This is a genomic window from Sphingobacterium sp. UBA1498 (assembly GCF_002325125.1).
Lineage (GTDB): Bacteria > Bacteroidota > Bacteroidia > Sphingobacteriales > Sphingobacteriaceae > Sphingobacterium.
The window spans coordinates 153,716-173,449 of sequence record NZ_DCRG01000004.1 but is presented as its reverse complement, the minus strand read 5'-3'; the positions used below and the strand labels follow the sequence as shown (position 1 = coordinate 173,449).

General features: G+C 40.4%; 17 protein-coding genes. 9 read left to right on the top strand and 8 right to left on the bottom strand.

What is annotated here, in order from left to right; translation table 11 throughout:
* Positions 1-241: 241 nt before the first annotated feature.
* The 5 genes from B3139_RS03605 to B3139_RS03585 all read left to right on the top strand — a co-directional run bounded on the left by B3139_RS03605 (position 242) and on the right by B3139_RS03585 (position 2,871).
* The gene (locus B3139_RS03605) at positions 242-886 is read left to right on the top strand and encodes a DUF6266 family protein (protein ID WP_293879848.1); all 645 of its coding nucleotides are present in this window, start codon (positions 242-244) and stop codon (positions 884-886) included.
* A gap of 82 nt (positions 887-968) precedes the next feature.
* Positions 969-1,511 (top strand): DUF6266 family protein, encoded by a 543-nt coding sequence (locus B3139_RS03600; RefSeq protein ID WP_293879846.1) that lies wholly within the window; start codon positions 969-971, stop codon positions 1,509-1,511.
* A gap of 28 nt (positions 1,512-1,539) precedes the next feature.
* Positions 1,540-1,926, top strand: a complete 387-nt coding sequence (locus B3139_RS03595; RefSeq protein WP_293879844.1) for a hypothetical protein — start codon at positions 1,540-1,542, stop codon at positions 1,924-1,926.
* Positions 1,845-2,399, top strand: a complete 555-nt coding sequence (locus B3139_RS03590) for a peptidoglycan-binding protein (RefSeq protein ID WP_293879842.1) — start codon at positions 1,845-1,847, stop codon at positions 2,397-2,399. Before B3139_RS03595 ends, B3139_RS03590 begins: the two co-directional genes overlap by 82 nt.
* Positions 2,400-2,478: 79 nt before the next feature.
* Positions 2,479-2,871, top strand: coding sequence for a hypothetical protein (locus tag B3139_RS03585; protein WP_293879840.1), 393 nt, complete (start codon positions 2,479-2,481; stop codon positions 2,869-2,871).
* A 248-nt stretch (positions 2,872-3,119) separates the two neighbouring features.
* Here B3139_RS03585 and B3139_RS03580 read toward each other — a convergent pair whose 3' ends face one another.
* Entirely contained in the window at positions 3,120-3,488 is a 369-nt protein-coding gene (locus B3139_RS03580; RefSeq protein WP_293879838.1) for a hypothetical protein, read from the bottom strand.
* A 323-nt stretch (positions 3,489-3,811) separates the two neighbouring features.
* Positions 3,812-4,879 carry an AI-2E family transporter gene (locus B3139_RS03575; RefSeq protein WP_293879836.1) on the bottom strand — a complete coding sequence of 356 codons (1,068 nt, stop codon included), beginning with the start codon at positions 4,877-4,879 and terminating at the stop codon, positions 3,812-3,814.
* Between the two features lie 193 nt (positions 4,880-5,072).
* Between B3139_RS03575 and B3139_RS03570 the strand changes: the two genes are divergently transcribed.
* Complete coding sequence (locus tag B3139_RS03570; RefSeq protein WP_293879834.1) at positions 5,073-5,984, top strand: hypothetical protein; 912 nt, start codon at positions 5,073-5,075, stop codon at positions 5,982-5,984.
* A 105-nt stretch (positions 5,985-6,089) separates the two neighbouring features.
* Here B3139_RS03570 and B3139_RS03565 read toward each other — a convergent pair whose 3' ends face one another.
* The gene (locus tag B3139_RS03565) at positions 6,090-7,094 is read right to left on the bottom strand and encodes a hypothetical protein (RefSeq protein WP_293879832.1); all 1,005 of its coding nucleotides are present in this window, start codon (positions 7,092-7,094) and stop codon (positions 6,090-6,092) included.
* A 436-nt stretch (positions 7,095-7,530) separates the two neighbouring features.
* Here B3139_RS03565 and B3139_RS03560 point away from each other — a divergent pair, with 436 nt between their 5' ends.
* Positions 7,531-8,097, top strand: a complete 567-nt coding sequence (locus B3139_RS03560; protein WP_293879830.1) for a hypothetical protein — start codon at positions 7,531-7,533, stop codon at positions 8,095-8,097.
* 225 nt (positions 8,098-8,322) lie between these two features.
* Here the strand turns inward: B3139_RS03560 and B3139_RS03555 are convergent, their stop codons facing one another.
* Positions 8,323-10,020, bottom strand: coding sequence for a hypothetical protein (locus B3139_RS03555; protein ID WP_293879828.1), 1,698 nt, complete (start codon positions 10,018-10,020; stop codon positions 8,323-8,325).
* 555 nt (positions 10,021-10,575) lie between these two features.
* On the opposite strand from B3139_RS03555, the gene B3139_RS03550 reads away from it, so the two are divergent.
* A complete protein-coding gene (locus tag B3139_RS03550; RefSeq protein WP_293879826.1) occupies positions 10,576-11,751 on the top strand; it encodes a TlpA family protein disulfide reductase in 1,176 nt (391 codons plus the stop codon).
* A gap of 174 nt (positions 11,752-11,925) precedes the next feature.
* On the opposite strand, the gene B3139_RS03545 is transcribed toward B3139_RS03550, so the two are convergent.
* The gene (locus B3139_RS03545) at positions 11,926-13,608 is read right to left on the bottom strand and encodes a RagB/SusD family nutrient uptake outer membrane protein (RefSeq protein WP_293879824.1); all 1,683 of its coding nucleotides are present in this window, start codon (positions 13,606-13,608) and stop codon (positions 11,926-11,928) included.
* A gap of 16 nt (positions 13,609-13,624) precedes the next feature.
* Positions 13,625-16,603, bottom strand: a complete 2,979-nt coding sequence (locus B3139_RS03540) for a SusC/RagA family TonB-linked outer membrane protein (RefSeq protein ID WP_293879822.1) — start codon at positions 16,601-16,603, stop codon at positions 13,625-13,627.
* Between the two features lie 296 nt (positions 16,604-16,899).
* Here B3139_RS03540 and B3139_RS03535 point away from each other — a divergent pair, with 296 nt between their 5' ends.
* Positions 16,900-17,064, top strand: a complete 165-nt coding sequence (locus tag B3139_RS03535; RefSeq protein WP_293879820.1) for a hypothetical protein — start codon at positions 16,900-16,902, stop codon at positions 17,062-17,064.
* A gap of 28 nt (positions 17,065-17,092) precedes the next feature.
* Here B3139_RS03535 and B3139_RS03530 read toward each other — a convergent pair whose 3' ends face one another.
* Together B3139_RS03530 and B3139_RS03525 are read right to left on the bottom strand one after the other, a co-directional pair.
* On the bottom strand, positions 17,093-17,473 hold the full coding sequence (locus tag B3139_RS03530; protein ID WP_293879818.1) for a response regulator: 381 nt from the start codon (positions 17,471-17,473) through the stop codon (positions 17,093-17,095).
* Positions 17,448-19,715 (bottom strand): PAS domain S-box protein, encoded by a 2,268-nt coding sequence (locus B3139_RS03525; RefSeq protein ID WP_293879816.1) that lies wholly within the window; start codon positions 19,713-19,715, stop codon positions 17,448-17,450. The genes B3139_RS03530 and B3139_RS03525 overlap by 26 nt, the downstream gene beginning before the upstream one ends.
* Between the last annotated feature and the right edge of the window lie 19 nt (positions 19,716-19,734).

Sequence of the window (19,734 nt, the reverse complement as noted above, 5' to 3'; positions counted from 1 at the left end):
TATTTGGTAGGTTATTCCCAAAAGCAGGCCATAAGCGGTTCCGTAGCAGGTCTTTACGGGGCATGCGTCGTGTTTACTGGCGGTCGTCGGACAATTGGTAGGCAACCTTCGGACAAGCGTCGGACAATCTGTTCTGTCCTGTATTTTTCTGTTTATGAATGTCTTATGTTTGTTCTGTCAAGCAAGAATACCGGTATAAAAATCTTGGCGATTTATTTTTTAATCCTTAAAATTTTTAAAAATGGGAACAATAGTAAACGGAGCAAACGGGGGCTTTAGTGGTAAGGCTGGCTCAGTGATCGGTGCCAGCTGGAAGAGCATCAACTACATCAGAGGACTTGCTAAAAAGAGCAACAAACCTTACACGGAAGCACAGCTGATTGTGCAGGCAAGATTTAAGACGTTGATGCGTTTTCTGCTACCGATCAATAACTTTCTAAAAATCGGTTTCGGCCAGAAGAAGGCAGACCGTCTCACGCCACTTAACTATGCTTTTCAGCTAAATCAGGATCTGGCTATTCAGGGTGTCTATCCTGATCTAAGCTTGGATTATAGCAAGATCAGAATTGCCGATGGAATCTACGGTGGTGGTGGAACAGTAGAAGCGGGATTCGATTCAGATGCCCTAACAGTGGTCTGGTCGACGGCTAATAACGATGTCTACGAAACAAAGGGAGACGATCTATTTTATGTAATCTGTTATCATCCGGTAAAGGATGAATTTATGACTTCGCCGACTGTGCCGAAAAGGCAAGATGGGGTGGTCACATTTGTCGTGCCCGAACACCTGCTGGGTGATGCTGTGCATATCTGGTATTTTATGTCCGACCGGACAAAGACCAAAATCAGTAGAAGCAGTTATCTCGGTGAAATAATGCTCGCATAAGCTGGATCAATTGCCAGGGGATCATTTGCCCCTGGCAGATTTTGGAAAGGAAATTTGAACGTTATCATTAGTACAGTTTCAGATGAAAAAAAGAAAACAAAATAAGACAATAGGCATGCTGCTGACACAGCAGAAGTTTTACCTGGCGAGCCAATATCTGCTGCCATTGGCATCGATTATTAAGGATGGGTTTGCGCAGCGTGTACAGCGGGAAAAAGCAAAGCAGCTGTCTGCACGCAATCTGGCGATGGCGCATGCTGTAAAATATGCTGTCAAGGGTGAGTACCCCCAGTTGTATGTTGATCCGGCTCTTATCATGCTATCCGATGGCCCCGTACAGAACGTAAGCGTCGAAAGCATTACGCTAGAAAATAATGCCTTGCGGCTGAATTTTGACGGTGGTGAGATTACAGCCTTAAACCACGATGACGAGCTGCTACTAGTGGTTTATGATCCAATAGCCAGAGTTGCTATCCGTAATGAGACGCTAGTAACGCGCTCGGACTCAGGGTTAGTGCTCGAACTACCGGATTACATGCAAAATGTCGGCCTCGATGTCTTTATCTTGGTGCGCGACCGGAATCGAAACCGCTATTCGCGCAGTCAATATGTAGGTAAGATATAACTATTTTATATCATTAAATTATATCACTATGAACAGTGTAGAAATGAAAGGACCATGGTATGGTCTAACACAAAAACTGCCGATTGAGCCCAAGTATCTGCTTGGTATGGCAAGTATATTACTGGTAATTATTTTCCTATTTGTTGGGAGTATATTACAATTTTTCGACCCGGCATCAGCTGCGCTTGATCTGGGGGTACTGTCCCTGCTTTATTTTGGGCTAATGGCCGGACTGGTCATTATCTGTTGCTGCACTTGGTTGCAGGAATATCTATGGAGACCCTTTAAATATTATAGACAGGATATTTATTACCATTTTAATCAATTGAACTCATGGCAACAATCCATTCTTTATTTCTCGGTTTTTTTTCTATTGCTCTTTGCATTTCTGCTGCTACTGGAAATGCTGTTTTAGAGGAAACGTATAGCAATGCTAGTGTACCAAACACCAATCTGCTTAGGCAGCAGATCTATGAAATTGCAGCAAATGAAATTGGGGTAAGGGAGATCGGAGGCGATAATAAGGGGCCAGAGATTTCTAAGTACCTGGCCTATGTAGGCCTAGATGAAGGTTATGAATGGTGTGCCGCATTTGCCAGCTGGTGTTATGGGCAGGCTGGTCTTTCAATACCGCGCAGTGCATGGAGTCCTGCGCTCTTTCCGAAAGCACGTCGTCGCCCACAAAGCCAAATCGATAAGGGATATGTCAAACAGGCTGATCTATTTGCTATCTATAGCAGCCAATTGAAACGGATCCATCATGTAGGCCTAGTTAAAGCGCTGCATGGTCCTTTATTGATTTCGGTAGAAGGCAATAGCCATGATCGCGTGGAATCGCGGCGGCGTCCACTTGCTACTATTTATGCTATCGCAAACTGGATCAATTGAGGAGGACGCTGTCATGAACAAATACACAATTTCAGTCTTTGGCAGCCTAGTGTTTTGCCTCTTAGTTATAAGCATTGTAATGGTCATAAGTTGTAGCGTTTTCCGGGGAAAGCGGCAGCTGGAAGAAAATTCTACGCAGCGCTATAGTCAATATGAACAGTGGGATCTGGCCTATCATCAGAAACAGCAGGATAGTTTATCTTCTTATTGGTATTTTAGTACGGATAGTCCATTGTGGTTTCACCCGGATAATGGAATATGGGCTAAGGGCGGAAGACTTTTCTCAGATCAGTCGAACATAAAGCGAAAGGAAGAGAATTTGCAGCTGCGGAAGGCAAACAGCGAAGCGGCAAGCGTTTCGGATTCGCGTGTGAAGCGAGAAAATAAGGTGGTGTCAGCTGAATTTTTTGCGATAGGGGGCGTCATGCTAGCTGTGCTAGGGTATTGGATCTGGTGGCGGCGGAGAAAGTAGGTTCATAGATTTGAGGCTCAAATTGAAGTTCGCCTTAAAAAACATGTGTTTTTAAGGCGAACTGTTTTTATAAAATAAATTTATGAGCAACTGGGAAATGTATCCGAAGTAATCTAATTGTCTTCCCTATGTTTTTCATGAAAAAAATAATTTATCGTTAAGTTATTAAGTTATAAAAATGGCTGTGACCTTGCACAGCTCAAAAAGCAATACCTCTGAAGCTGATTGGAAAAACCGCAAGCAAATAGCTAGAAAATATAAGTTGGCATCCATTTGTAGCCCGCTATTAGGTCAGGACGTTCATTCCAATTGAGATCGGGATGATAATAAACATAAGTCCTTAATAATCTAGGGATACCAAATCCGTAATGATAGGGAACGTTGTGTGTCTTTAAAATACCGTCAGCAACTATCCTTTTTAAAGTGGAGTGAATCCGTTCTGCTGTAATTTCCACCTGATATTCATTCGAAAAGTCGGCGGCCATTTGATAGATTGTCCTTGGCCGGAAGAAATAATCGGATGTTGTAGCGACAAATAAGACGAATTCCCTTTCTTTTTTATGTTGCTCTCGTTTCTTTTTATTAATACTGTTTTTCTTTTCAAGTTTTTTTTTCATATGTATAAGAAATCCACGTTTTATATTGGAAATAAGCACCTTAATTTGCTTAAAGCCTTGTTTAACCACAACCTTTTTGCTTTGACGTTAATAGTGTACATAGTTGCTACAAACCAGGTATCGTCGATAGGACACTCCGGTTCAGAATCTGAATGAGCAAGTATGGTAATTTATAATCTAAGAATAATTCTAAAGATAGTTATAATAACTGATAGTTATTATATGCTTGGTTATTTATTTTGTTATCCAGCTACTCCTTTTTCATATAAATTTCCTTTTGAGACGAAAGGATACTTAATTTAGGCATTATGATTGGCGGTTACTCAAGCCGGATCATTCTCCTTTTCGAGGTTTTCGATTTCTTCGATCAGCTCGCCTGCTGTCTCTTGCTTCAATACCCGCATGACATAGATCTCATTGACAAAATTGACGATAGCGACCAAGATCGGGGTAGCAAAAAGTAGGCCTAAGGGGCCTGTGAGTGTGCCCATTAGCAACTGAAAAAAGAGCACCATAGCAGGCGGTAAGGACAGCATCTTCTTCTGGACAAAGGGTGCGAATACGGCGGACTCTATAATTTGAACGCCAACAAAAATGGCTATAATATACAAGGCCGTTGCGGGGCTATCCAGCAGACCGACCAATGCAGCGGGTACCAGTGCCAGTGTAGGACCTAAATTGGGAATGAAGGTCAACAGTCCTGCAATCAAGGCCAAAATTAACCAAAGGTCAATACCTAAAATAAGCAACGAAATCGCTGTGAGCGTAAAAACAAAAAGCATATCTAACAACTGTACTTTCAGCCATATCTTCAATTGCTCACCTACTTTATCTAATACCGTTTCTACGGTTTGCTTGTTTTGATCTGGAAAGAGGCTGAGGATGCCGATCATATACTCTCGAGGAGAGATCATAATGAATATGCCCAAGAATAAGAAAGCATAGAGATCTCCAAAAAAGCCAAAGGTGCCACTGAATACCTGGGGCAAATGCTGAATGACGGTATTCATCTGATCTTCGGCACTATCAATATTGTCGATGAGATAAGAACCCCAGTGTGTATTAACAAGATACCGCTGTAAATTGTCAATCATTTCGGGTAATGTAGCAGCGAGTTCTTTATATTGTGTTACAGCAGTATTGCCAATAAAATAGGATATGCCACTACAGAATACAACCACCCAAACGATAGCGAGTAGCAAAGATATCCTGGTATTGCAGCCGGTCCATTGCCTTATTTTGGCAGAGATGGCATGAAAAAGTATAGAAAATAGTATTCCACCAAATAGCAAGAGTAACAACGTGGTTGCTTTGACGAATAGAACGGTCATCATCAAAAAGAGTAAAACAACGATACATACAGCTGCAGTTTTTTTGTAAATATAAGTCATAGGCAATTTGAGTATTAAAATTAATTTGTTTTCTACGAAATACGGATGATTGAATATAGAGTGACCTCCACAGAGAACATGCTACTGTTAGGATTTGTTTCAATAGATCGCAAAAGGTAGTAGCTTGCTAAATATATTAGTTTTTTTATTGTTATTTGCTATCTTAGTATTCTTAACCAGTTAATAAAAAATTATGAGTCTAAGATCAAGGCGTGTAGACGACCCCCTGTGGAAATCTATCCTGGAGCAAACATTTTCGCATTTTTTACGATTTATTTTTCCGAATGCTGATGCTATTTTTGATTTGAGCAAACCCTTCGATTATCTCGATAAAGAGTTTGAGCAATTATTCCCTCCGGAAAGTAATGGCAAGGGGGTCCGTTATGTAGACAAGCTCGTAAAAGTTTTCTTAAAGGATGGCAGCGAGCAGTTTGTACTGTGTCATGTAGAGATACAGAGCAATAAGGGCAGAGGCGATCTGGCCGAACGCATGTTCCGTTATTTTTATCGGATATGGGATCGTTACAAAGTGCCAATTACAGCTATTGCGGTCTTGGCAGATGGCAACAAAAGTTATCGGCCGGGGGTCTTCACCCAGGAGTTTATGGGAACATCATTGCGCTACGACTTTAACAGTTACAAGATCCTCCATCAGGATGAGTCATTATTAAGAGCCAATGAGAACCCATTTTCTGTCATAGTCCTAACCGCACTTATGGCCATATTAAACAAGAAAGTGACCGATGAGGGATTGAAAGAAATAAAGCATAATCTCTATGATGAAATGATGAAAAGGGACATGGATAAAGGCACTCGCCAGGGGCTATATGATTTTCTAACTTACTACGTAAGTTTTGATAATGAGGAAGTTTTGGGTATATTTGAACAAGAGATAAAAACAAAAATAGGAAGGAGCAATACTATGGGCACTCAAGAATATTTATTAGATAAGGCTGAAAAAAAGGGAATTCAGAAAGGTAAGATTGAAGGTAAGATTGAAGGTAAGATTGAAATGCTTAAAGAGCTAGGTTTTACTATTGCTGAAATAGGCCAAAAACTTGGTCTTTCCAATGGTGAGGTTGAGAAATATTTCAAAGGAGCATAGAAACTGTATTGGTATCCATCTTTCAGTTAGATCAGATGTAGGGCTTGAAAAAAGTAGATAACGTAGGCAAAGAGAAAGGCAATATGGAAGGAGGGCTAGAAAGCATCATCGTGATGCTTTCCAGCTTTGAAATAATTTAAATTTTTCCGTTAAAACAGTAGAAATATCGCTATACAGCGTTTCATCAAATAAAATATCATTTAGAAACTGGTCTGTGGCGCTAAAATTCTGCTCATAAATCTGTTCAAAAACTTCAGCCTGATTTAAAATATCTAATATGATGGTGCGAATGTAAAGCGATACACGATTACCTTCAGGATCTTGTACTATTCTATTTGTTGTAATATGATATAAAAAACTCGAGAGCTGATCAATAGCTACCAGTTGATTTTTCCAAAGATGACTCTTGAGATGATGTTCAACAAAATCCAAAATAGTTTCTGCATCCCCTTTTAGGGGCAACTGATATACATCCTCAGTAAGTTGTAGAAACCGGCTGTCAAATAACCATTTGATAATTGAAGTGTGTGCTCGCCTTAAAAAAGGAAAGTTCTCAAAATCATTCTTGCGATCATAGAAAACTCTACTTACAATTTCTGACTCTTGACGTATTGATATCCAGCTATTATAGGATAGCTGGTTTTTTGAACTTTTAGTATAGTTCAAAACAAGTTTTTTTTCTTCCTCTATGGACAATTTATAGCTCCAGGTGTCATCATTGACATGCTCTGGGGGACCCATTACCATTTCTGTTTCTTCCCGGGATGCGCTCGGTGGAGGGAGTACATCCCAAAAATCTTTAGGTTTGGGATCAGGATGTTTATCAGAATGTTCTCTATGCGTAAAAATGATGCTGGATAAGTAAGCTTTAAATTTATAATTGTCGTTACGAGGGCTAATTGGGGGCTGATAATGATCATTAATAATATCGTAAGCAAACCAAAATGATATATTTAATGATTTACAAATAATGCTTTTTGTCCCCTGATTGCTAGTGATTGTTTTTGGCAACTTTCCTAAACCATGATGTTCAAAAAATTGTACCAAAGAGGTATCTGTTGAGGCTAGCCCAACTAATTTGATTAACTCGCTTTGTTTAAATCCACTCATAAAAATATGTTTATATCTTAAATCAATCCATTATTTAACATAAGAACCTAATTATTTGCAGCGGATACACTCATCACATTAAGTGTGAAGATGCGCAAGCTCTTTATCTGAGTAATACAATATTACAAAATGTCAAGTTTACCTGGGCTTGTTAATCTACAATTGGTAAGGTTGAATTTGTATTTGGTATATCCCAAGAGATTTTCTCAAGCATGTTAACAATACTGTGGCCACATGTAACTATTTTCATTAAATAACCCTTTTTGCATGATGTATATTCAACCATACTCAAAATGTTTCTTTTTATATTTAAAGCATATAAATAATTTTGTTTAGCCATTTCCGAACGGGAGTGGCTTTTTCATTTTAAAGATGCGGTAATATTTGGACGGATATATTTTCTTTTTCTATATTTACGCAATTTATTAATCAAGAAATGAAAAGAATTTTATTAATCATTAGCCTATTGACATTTGCCCTTCAAGGGTTTAGCCAACAAAATTTTGACCATATTGAAGAACCTGAATATATAGGGGAGGCGGTATATGTAAAAAGCGATGGAGCACCTCTTCCACTTGAAAAGCAAAGTGTGAAAATCAAAAGTAAAGCGAGTGCTTCCATGTACATTATTGGTATAGGTAAAGTAAAATCGAAGATGGTCGTCAAAGGCGGAACTTCTCCGGTAATAATTCCATCGAATCAACCTGTGACTTTTATTGTTAAGAGTTTTGATAATAAGTCTGATCCACTTTCGATTGTGAGCGTTGTTAAGTTCGAAACCACTAAAAAGGAACGTAAATTTCAAATTGCTGAGGTCGGGACATTTTCAGGGGGATCAACCGGTAATGAGGATTCCGTGGCCTATCAGGCAAAAAAATTCAAAGACAGTTCTTACAAATTGAGTATTAACGGTATGGAGCAAGGTGAATACGGAATTCTTGTGTCTAACCCCAATGCATTAAACAATAGCAACACAATAATAGCTTGTTTTTCTGTGCAATAAGAAATGAATTTTTCGGTAATAAGAATGGGAAGCAATTTGTTTCCCTTTTTTTATGGAAAGTTTTTAGTCTTTGTCGAGGAAAATGTGAAATTTGTTGATTTTCCTAATTTTAGAAAAGCGAACGACCTATATCAAGTAGATCAAAAGATTTTTAATATAATTCAATGATGATTTTAAAGTAGATTAATTTGTTGACATTCTGTTTTAGTTTAACTATTTATGCTTCTAGTTTATAAAATCGAGAGAACAATTGATATTAAAAATATCAGAAAGTAGATTTCCCTCAAGTTCGATATTTCCTATTTCGATCTCATTTGATATGAAATAGTCTTCAATTGACACATCGTAGGTATGCAGGTAATCAATTATTTCATTTAGAATGAACGTTAAATAATATCTTAAATTGGAAGCTATATGTTCGTTGTTTGTATTGGTTGCTGCGTCATGAATTATTTCGTTTCGTAGGCGGTATATTCTGGTAAAGTGTATTTCAAGGTTTACTTTATGTTTGGCGAGATATTTTGTTGCTGATAATCTCCCACCATTTTGATTAAACCACATACTCAATTTCTTGGTCCTATAGCTCAATAATGGATATTGGGTTGATAATTGTGAATCGATTTGTGCATATAGTTCAGTATTGAGGAAATTATTTAATTCATTGGTGAAGGCTGGGATCTTTTCTTTGTCTTCAGTACTTAGTTGATTTATATCTTTTAAAAGAGCAAAGCAATTTCGTTTGACATATGCTCTAGCATGGGCATTTATAAAATGATCTTTTATTCTATTAATTGTGTTTTGACCTTCATAGTTTGAAAAAAGATATTCGAGTCCGATCCAATAGTTTATGAACTTATGTTCGACTTCGGTTGATTGATTGCCAAGCCTAAGATATCTTACAGCAGATTTAATTTTGTCTTTTGTCTCAATGGGTATTATAGTGTTATTTAATATTACAGGCATTTTACTGGTAAACTGCTGATAATGATCCATTGCGACTTTATATTTTCCATCTAAAATGTTTACATTGTTTTGAAATGCTCCAAATGCAGGATTATCGTTATCGACTACTAAAACACGGTTATGGATATTTAGGTACTCATCAGAAAGCCCAAGATTTACTACATCTAGGTATTCGGATAGAATACTTCTAGCCCTCTTTAATGCAGATAGATAATCTGTAGTAGTCACAATGCATTTTAGGAATTTTCTATTTGTATGTTGGGAATTAAAATTATTAAATTCGCCCTGGCGATTAGCTGTCAGTTCTATTCCTTGAATGGTGTCTTCTAATTGAAATCCCTCCGACACGATATCAGTAATCGCATTGTATACCTTATCTGTCGTATCCATTCTGAATATCACTGTAAATTCCTTAGGTGAGTGGTTTATTTTGTGCTCAAAAATATCAAAATGTGTGTCAAACTCTTTATCCTGAGTAAGAGTATTTACAAAGATGCCGTATGCAATTTTATAAAGGTAACCTTTAGAGTAGCCAATCGCAATTAATTGGCTCAATAATATATTTAATGTGATATCGATCTTTTCCAATATCGCCATTGAATTATCATTCGTAGCAATTAATTGTTTTAACCCCACAATTATATCCGATAAATAGTTCTCGTTTTCTTTTTTTAGTACATTAAGACACGAAATTACTTTAAGATAATTGTGTTCATCTATATTTTTAAATATAGTATTTAGATATTTTTGTGATATGCTTCCAAAATTTAAATAGTTGGGATCTAATGCAAGAGATTGTATACATTCATCAATTAAGGCATGTTTTTTAGCTTCCTTAGCTTTGATGGTGTGGAAGTGTTTTATTCTCCCATTCTTATATTCCTGCAAGCAATAAAGGAGTTCTTCCATTACCGTTAATGGATTATGGAGTCTAACTCTATAGGAGTCTATTGTTCCCATATATAGCATTTCAACAATTTTTTCAATGAAAAAGCGTTGAGTTACTGTAAGCCCACTATTTTTGTGATTGATTACTTGCATTTTAAAAAAAGTTGTATCTTTGTAATAGGTTTTATAATTTGAGATAAAGATACGTTAAGTATATTAAAGATAAAAAAGGAAGACTAGGTTATCTTGGTTCTGGATACAATTCCGCAATTTAACTCTCTTCCTTAGATATTGTAAAGGGTTATCATTTAATGGTAGCCCTTTTTATATTCCTTGCATTACACCTACAATTCTAGGATAAATAGTATAATAATTCAGACTGATCCGCTATTTCCGAAAAGGGAGTGGCTTTAATTATATAAAAACTCCCCTTTAATCAATTGATGTTAGAGGAGCACCTTTTATAAACTTAATAAATTACGAAAAAATGTTATAGTAAGTAATATAGCATGCTAATAAATGAATGCGCTTCGCTCATGTTAGTATATTTCAACCTATATTCGATTTAAAGATAACCTATTTGATTATTATATCGAACCAGGGCAAACACTAGCCTTACGATTTAAAATGACTGCAGATCAAAATGTAGAACTAATAGGTTATGAAGGTCCGCTTGCTGTTGATAATCAGCAGTTCAAAGATTTCAATTGGGGGAAGAATCCGCGCGCCTTTTATCAAGGTCTGGAAAAAATGTTGAAAGAGAATACTATTTCAGCAAACAAAAAGCAGGTTGTTGCGGAATGGGATTCGGTGCAAAATGATGTAAACAAGCGTTTGGCAAAATCCAACTTCTCCGTCAAGTTAAAAAACCTGATCCGAACGGATGTTGCGCTCTATTATGCCGTTCAATTAATGGATATGGAAATGGATCGAAATAGTTATTTAAGGAACAATCCGACAAATACCTTCTTACAAGAGCCACTCCCTCATGATTATTTTGATTTTATAGCGCGCTTAGACCTTAATGATCCGGCTATTTTGACACAAAATGAATTTTCTACCTTTATCAACCGATTCGAGTATTCGACACTATTTAGTCGTGATGCCTTAAATGGTAAACGCCAAAAGGACTTCTATTTTGTATTGGATTCGGCAAATCGAAAAGCAAACCCTACTATAGCCAATACGTTGGTCTCTGAAGTAGCAAAACTACGTACATTACAATCTGCACTAAATGGTGCTGCCGATGCAGCCGCGATAGCAAAAACTACTGATCAGTTGCGGGCCATATTGACGAACGAGGATCTAAAAGGTGAAGCGCTCAGTCTGGCAGACCGTGTATGGAAGTCCAGAAACGGCTATGTACTACCCCAAACCGATGCTGCCGCCGTTTTTAAAAAAATGACAGATAAGTATCGTGGTAAAGTCGTTGTCGTGGACTTTTGGGCACAGTGGTGCGGCCCCTGCCGATCGGGTATTGAATCAACGCAAGGGAAACGTCTGAAACTCAAAGATCATCCGAATGTGGTGTTTGTTTTTATAACAGATAGTGAAGGGACGCCAGATATGGAGTTTTATAAAGACTATATTGTTAAAAATAGCATGTTTGAATCTTATCGGGTTTCTGCAGATGAATATAGGGCCTTACGCGAATTATTTAAATTTAACGGAATTCCGCGCTACGTACTCATGGATCCGGATGGCAGAATTAGAAATGATGATTTCCAAATGCATAACCTGACAACTGAGCTCCCAAAAAACTATCCGCAGCTGTTTACATATCAATTCATGGAAGGGATTTGATTTCCTGTTTTTTATTATGGGCCATTTCCCAAAGGGATTGGCTTTCCCTATATCATGACTTGCTCAGAAGAAACAGGGATGATTGAATCAAGGGTTTAGTGTAAAATTGAAGAGCCCAGCCTGTTTACTAAATCAGACTGGGCTCTATTCGTTTAAATCGATTCTTTTCGCGCTTTAATAGCCAGGGTTTTGTGTCAGACTATTGTTGCCTGCAATGGCCTTATTGGGTACGGGAAAGCGATTCAGATGGGCCGAAGTGCTGGGATTATGATCCCACCATTTTTCTGTGGTGAATGCTTTCCATCGGATCAAATCGGTACGCCGGCGTCCTTCGCCTAAAAATTCAATACTCCATTCATCCAAAATACGGTACTTGTCGATGTTTGTAACTGTTACGGGATTCGGATCCTGCTCTTGCGCAAAATTTCGTTTTCGGACAGTATTGAATAGTGCTGCAGCTTTTTCCTTATTTCCTAACCTGAATTCACATTCGGCAAGCATATAATAAATTTCGGCAAGACGAATAGCGGGTAGATCCGCTCCCCAGCGTAACTCATTGTTAGCCAAATTGGGAATAGGAACCTTAACAAGACGGACGCCAGTGTTTTCTTCACCTTCGGACATCTTTGAGGGCAGCTGGTCAATGGAGCTATATTCTTTGCCAGGACCAACTTTTGAAAAGTGAGCTACCTGGTCGACAAAGTCTAGCGGCTCATCTTTATATTCTTCACCGCCAACAATGGTCTCGCCGCTTGGGGTCTTATGCGGGCCTACGATAAACATACCTTCGTATTGATCTGCACTATGATAGACATAGGGTGCTTTGCGGAGATCGCCTTGGTCGAAAGTTTCAAAAGGTGAACCTAGCTTAAAGTCTGCTGCATAAAGGGAGCCATTGGGTTTCTTGGATGGGGTCAGGTGGGCGCCATTGTTGCCGCCCATATCTTGGTCGAAGAACTGCTTGGTATTATAATGGTAAAAATCTGCATAAAACCAGTTGTATTCAAGTTTTTTAAATTCAGATGGCATAGACCAAATCATCTCGGGCGATTCGTGGTTTTTAAATCCATGTACGCCGTTCCATTTGGTATCCAAGCTGTAGTCGCCATAAACTTTATTGACAATATCCTGAGCTAACTTTTGGCTTTCAGCGTACATGGCTTTCCCGATATAGGCCTCTGCATTGAAGTAGAGCTGTGCCAGCATGGCGGCAGCTGCAGCTTTTCGGATTGCCCCTTCTTCTCTGTCGCCGGCCTTCTTTGCCGGTAGATTCTCTATCGCTGCTTTGAGCAGCTTCTCGATATGTGCAAAGAGCTCCTGATCGCTATTGCGCGGCAGGGATTCTTGGTCTAGGGATTCGAAAATAGGCATACCGCCAAAATAATCTAACCCGCGCAGATAGAAATAGGCGATCAAGGCATCGAGTTGCGCCAGGTCTGCTGCTTGGCGTTCTTCTGTAAGTGCAAATTTGCTGTAGTCCAGTTTGCTCAGGTCGCTCTTTGCATCAAGCGCCAGGGCAACACCCATCAGCGTACCGCGCCAGCTTTCCCAAATCCAGTTTTCATCTGCTGTCCATTGGTGGTAATGAAACCTTTCATTTTCGCCTCCATTGTACCAATGACGTCCTTTCGTGGTGATGGCAAAATTGTCCGCTGTGTATTCCTGCAAGCGCCAGCGGTCTTCGCCCATATACCATTTGGCATGGGTAAATGGTCTAAATAAGGCAGCTTTGATGTCTTTTTCACTTTTAAAAAAGGTGTCCGGTGTGACCGAACTATAGAATTCTTGATCCAATTTGGTGCATCCGGATAGCAGCAAGGCTACGGATAGGGTGGCTATGGAAATATATTTTTTCATGTTTGTCCTGCTAGCTTTAAAAATTTACTTGTAAACCCATCATAAAAGTCCGTGTCTTGGGATAGACATTGCGCTCTTCGAAGCCCGGTTCGAGACCATTGATATTGACTTCCGGATCTAGCCCCGTATAGTTTGTAAATACAAAGAGGTCGCGTGCGGTGGCATATATCCGCATGGACTTTAAGGGCTTGATCCAATTCTGGTTAAAGCGGTAACCGATGTTGAGTGCGTCAACCTTAAGAAAGGTGCCTTTCTCTAACCAGTAATCACTCAGCTCTTTTTCTCCCTTGATATTTTTATGTTTGTCGTAGGCTTCTTCCAAAACATTCTGACCTTTTACATTAGGTAGGCTATAGTACATGTTGATCATATTGAACACATCGTGTCCGATCCAGCTGCGCATGTAGATACTGGCATCCCAGTTTTTATAGCTGAACTGGTTGTTCCAGGAAAGCTGTAGTGTGGGAATGGCATTGCCGACAAACGATTTATCTTCGGGAGTTTTTTTACGGTCACGTACATCAAATGCGTTGCCTTCCTTATCGTAAAGTTTCCAATAGCCATCATCGGTGAACCCTGCAAATCTCCAAATAAAGAATTGCCCGATGTCTTGGCCTGGATATAACCTTACCGCAGATCCTGGTGAGCCGGGGGCCGGAAAGTCCTTCCGGTCGGTAAAGGTCTGACTACCCCACAAGGTGTTGAGCCTACTTTTATTATGTGAACCCACGAGGCTTGTTGTGTAACTGAAATTTTCGTTGTCTACGGCTTTGAAGTTCAGTTCAAACTCGTACCCCGTATTTTGCATACTGCCTACGTTCATAGTGGTTTTGTCGTATATCGCAGGGGGTTGGGATACGCTGATCTCATAGATGAGGTCATCAATTTTTCGCTTATAGATATCAAAACGGCCACTTAAGCGATTGTTCAGTACAGAAAAGTCCAGGCCAAGGTTGTATTCTTTTTTGACCTCCCATTTGATATCGGGATTTTGGTTGTGTCTCACGCCATAGGTTCTAAACCATTTGCCATCTTGCAGAAACCAGGTGTCGGCACTATACATCCGTGTTGCCACTTTTGCATCAAAGCCTTCATTGCCCGTTTCGCCATAGCCTGCGCGGAGTTTCAGGTCGTTGATAAAATTAACATCTTTGAGGAAGGGCTCCTGTGATATGCGCCAGCCTGCGGACAGTCCGGGAAAGAATCCCCATCTGTTTTTAGGGGCAAATTTGCTGGATCCTTCATATCGTGCCGTAGCAGTGAGGATATAGCGGTCTAGATAAGAATAGTTGACACGGCCAAAGAAGGCGGCAAGTTTGACCCATGGGTTTTTCCAGGATCCAAGACCTGCCCGACCGTCTGGTAAATAGGTACCTGTACCCATGTCGTTTTCGGCAATACCATCCACAGGAAAATTTGAGTTTTCGGCAGAAAACCCTTGTCCATTGAAATCTTGATAGCTGTAGCCTGCTACTGCATTTAAAGAATGTTCGGCCCATCGGTTGGTGTAGTTGGCGGTCCACTCAAAGATGCGGTCATTGAATCGGCTATAATATTGTTTGGCAAATCCATCCACATTATTTTCCCGCGAAATACGATGTTGCGCCGATCGGTAATAGTTGCCATGCTCGCTGTTGTTTTTTACGCCGATGGTCGCACTGGTGGTCAGGTGTTCTGTGAGGTTTAATTTTAAGGTCGCATTGGCCAACAGGTATTTGAATTGCTTTTCATCGCTGCGTAGGCGGGCTTCTGCAACAGGATTCCAGGTGTCATATCCTCCCTCCAATACATTGTATCCGCTGACATCATTGGCGTCGTAAGGTGTTTGGGTAGGATTCATCACCAGGGCCATATTAAAAATGTCATTGTTGTTGAAGATGTCTCCGTTAGATCCAAACGCTTTCACTTGGTTGTAGCTTACATTGGTACTCAACTCCGCAAAGCCGTCGAAAAATTTAAATGCACTGTTGATGCGTCCGCCGATTTCTTCCCGTTTGGACGTGATCGCCATCCCTTTGGCGTCGCGTTTGGTAAACGTAGTATAGACATTGGCGTTTTCGGATCCGCCGCTGATGTTGGCGACCTGCCGATGGCTAAATGGATTGTTATTAGTAACTTCATCATACCAGTCTGTACGGTGTCCGAGGTCTTCACCGAGCCCATATTCGACAAATTTCTCTGCCGATAATACCTGTGGACGTTTGCGGATGGTTTCGACAAAGTATTCGGACGTAAAATTCACTTGCGCCTTGCCAACCTGAGGTCTTTTGGTGGTGATCAGGATGACACCACCGGAAGCCCGGGTGCCGTAGATCGCTGCCGCAGAGGCATCCCGAAGTACGTTGATGGTTTCAATATCTTCTTTCGCAACGGAGTTGATGTCGCCCCCGGGAACACCGTCAATAACCACCAGGGGACCCTGTGAGGCATTGACCGAATTGACACCGCGCAATTGCAAAGAGATACCTGCATTGGGATCCGTGCCGTTGTTGGAAAGTACACTGAGTCCGGGTACTTTTCCCTGAATCGCCAAGAGCGGTGATACAGCCCCCGCGACCATGTCTTTCTGCTTGATGCTCGATACGGCACTGGTCAATTCTTTTTTGTCGAGTGTACCGTAACCCACCACGACAGCCTCCTCAAGCTGCTGCGTGTCTGACAGCAATTGCACATTTACACTGGAAGAGCCATTATAGGCAATTTCCCTGGAGGTAAAGCCAATCATTCGGATGATAAGGACGACATTTTTCTCCACATTATTCAATGTAAATACACCGTTGGCATCCGTAGAGGTACGGGTGGTGCCACCCTTGATGGTGACAGTGGCACCAACAATGGGGTTGCCCTGCTCGTCCTTGACACTGCCCTTGATTGTAGTTTGGGCTTCCTGAACATAGGGGGCATGGGGCAATGCGTAAGCGGCTCCAGCAGATAAACTGCTGCTGAATAGCAATAATTTAGTAGCCACTTTAAAACTGTTCATTTTAAAATTCATGTGCTAATGTTTATTAATAAGTATTGGTTGTTTACGCTGAAAGGGAGAGACGCGATCTTTGTAGCATGGTCAAGATGCTTTTCGGACTCCAGATAACATAGTTATGTTTAAATTCAAGATACTGCATATAATTGGTGTGATTTGAACCCTAAATGTACAGCATAGAAAGGATAGGTATTGCCTGTTGAGACAATATGAGGATATTTTGAGAAGATTTGATGTATTTACTATTGCAACTATATTGCTTTTATTTTATATTTGCAACTACATTGCATTTATGTAAACTATACCTTATCATGAAACCTATAAAAATAATCCTGGCATGTATGCTCTTATCTGCGCTATTAGTATCCTGTAAAAAAGATGGGGAAACGCCTGAAGCTATTGCACCGAAAGTAGAAAACGTAGAAATTGGCTATGCCAATAATAAGCAAGCAATCCGGGGGCGGGATTTTCATTAATAGTCCTTGAGTCAAATAATTTTTTTACTTATGCCGGCTCCTCTCCAAAGGGTATCGATCTTAAAACGTCCTTTGTTAAGGGTTTTGGAAGAAAAGAGCGCACCATGCTGTTGTCTTCCGCTCGGCTTCGGTCTCTTAAATCTACCGAAGAAGTTAGCATATGTATATTTAAGTTTTCCTTGTTGGGGTAATCTTGCATCGCTTCCAGAAATTCCCAGCCATCCATAATGGGCATATTGATATCCAAAAACACGAGATAAGAGTTTTGCTGATTTTTTTGGATATAATCAACCGCCTTCTGTCCATTTTCTAAAATAACAACAGCCGCATCGGGATAGACGCTCGAAATGATTTTTTCATGTATAAAATTGATAACAGCGTCGTCATCTATCAGTAGTATCTGTTCCATGTTCGTGATGAATAAGGTTTGTTTTAACGGTGATTTGCGCAATCACTTCATCTAATTCTTTTGCGGAATCCATAATCAGATCCATAATTTCGGGCGTAGATTTTCCACCCCCGTCTAATTCCCTTGAAAGGTAAATTAAGCTCATGATACGTATCAGTGGAGCGCGGATGATGTGAGACTGCATCCAGGCTATTTCATGAAGGGTGTCGTTCTGTTTCTTGATTTGATCCATAGCCTGACGGGAAGCCGTAATGTCTTGTATTGTGCCCTCAATTTTAACGGTATTCCCCTGCTCATCTGAAACCAATCTCACTTCTTGATGCACCCATTTCAACTTTCCCGAAAGGGTAATGATTTCGTGCTCAAAGCTTTTGGTCGTTCCGTGCTCAAGATGAAATAAGGCATTACTCTCCATCAGATGCCCATGTTTAAGCGGCAAGGTCTTTTTTACATTTTCTGTCGTTGGAATAAAGGTGTCAGGTGAACAGTCATAAATCGTGTATACCTCCTCACTCCATTCGGATATATCTGAATCTATGGGTCTAAACCAATAGCCTAACTTAGCGATTTTTTGTGCGGTCTTTAACTGTTCATAAGCCGTTTGTAACGCTTGTTCTGCAAGCTTTTGTTTGGTAATATCCTTCCCTACGGCTACAATTGTTTTGGATTCCGCTGCGACAGTAGCGGACCATTGTAACCATTTGACTTCGCCCTGAGCCGTTAAAAACCGGCCTGAAAAACGGTCGGTCAGTTGTCCGCTTATTAATAATGATAGCGCTTCAGCTGCACGTGCCTGATCATCGGGATAAATGAGCTCAAAAATTGCTGTAGTGTACAGATAGGGCTTTTGATACCCCATTAGAAGATCAAAAGCGGTATTACATTTCTTGATATAGCCGTCAAAACCAACAATACAAAGTGGATCTGAAGATATATTAAATACGTTACGATATTCTTCTTCTGTCACTTTCTGTTTGACAAGTGGGCCAAGCTTTTCACTTATATGGGTCAACAAAGTGATTTTCTCCGCAAGGACGGCTGGCGAAGTTGTGGAAAAACATACGATGCAGCCCAGAAATTCATCGCCGTACATGATCGGTAGACCAATGCCTGTGGAAAGGCCCACCATCTGGGCGGCTTCAGCGCGTAGGAAATGCTGATTTTCGCTGAGATTATCCCAAACAAGCACCTTTTTTTCTTTCCAGACACGGCCTGCCAAATCCGATCCTTCTGTACAGGAAGTAAAGCCCTGTGTCTGTTGGTAAAAGAGGTCGAACTTACGCTGCTGTACTGATCTCGAGACGAGGTGTAACTCACTGTGGTCTGGCGCAACTAACCATATTTCGCTCATGCGTATTTTGGGGAGCAGTACAAGCTGCTGAAGGGCCTGATCGAGCGAGGATACCAACGATATAGACTTTGAAAATGTTGACATCAGTTCGGTAAAAAGATCATTAACGATTTTCTCTTTTATTTCGGCAGTAACTTCGTGTGTGGTGGCGATAATCCCTTCAATCAGCGGTGTATTGAGGTGGTTGGATAATTCCGTTTTAAACCAGCGCAGATCGCCGTTTGCATCAGGAAATCGATACGCATTTATACTAACAGACTTCGACTCTGTTATTTTGCCAAGCTGCTCCTTGACGTGGGGGGCATCTTCTTCATAGATAAAATCAAATGCATTTTTGCCTAAGAATGCGTCGGCCTCAATCCCCAAAACGGTACTGGAGGTCGGGGCTACATATTTATAGTTGCCTTCCAGGCCAATGATGGCAACCAGATCGCGGCCATTTTCAATCAATGACCGATATCTTCGCTCGCTGAAGGAAAGCTCTTCATAAGCCTTGGTTAAATTTCGCTCTTTTTCATAGAGCTCCGTTAAATCGGTGGCGGTAACGATTTCCGCTCTCTTGCCCTTGAAATCGATGGTGTTGCCCTTAATCTGTACATACATGATGCGACCATCACGTTTCTGATGTCTAAATATACTTTTCTTAAACTTTGTACGTCGACTTTTGGTTCTTTCTACGGCTTCCTCCAATTTTGGAATGTCTTCTCGCGGGCGAATATCTTTGATCGTCATCTGCTTAAACTCTTCCTCGCTATACCCGTAATGATGGATGGCTTCTTTATTTACTGCAAGAAAATGCAATGTATCCAGATCATAGATCCACATGGGAAGAGGTACAAGGTCAAAAACTGCCCGGTCAAAATCAGATTGTTCGATCGCTACACTTCGCATACAAATTTATGGGTATATA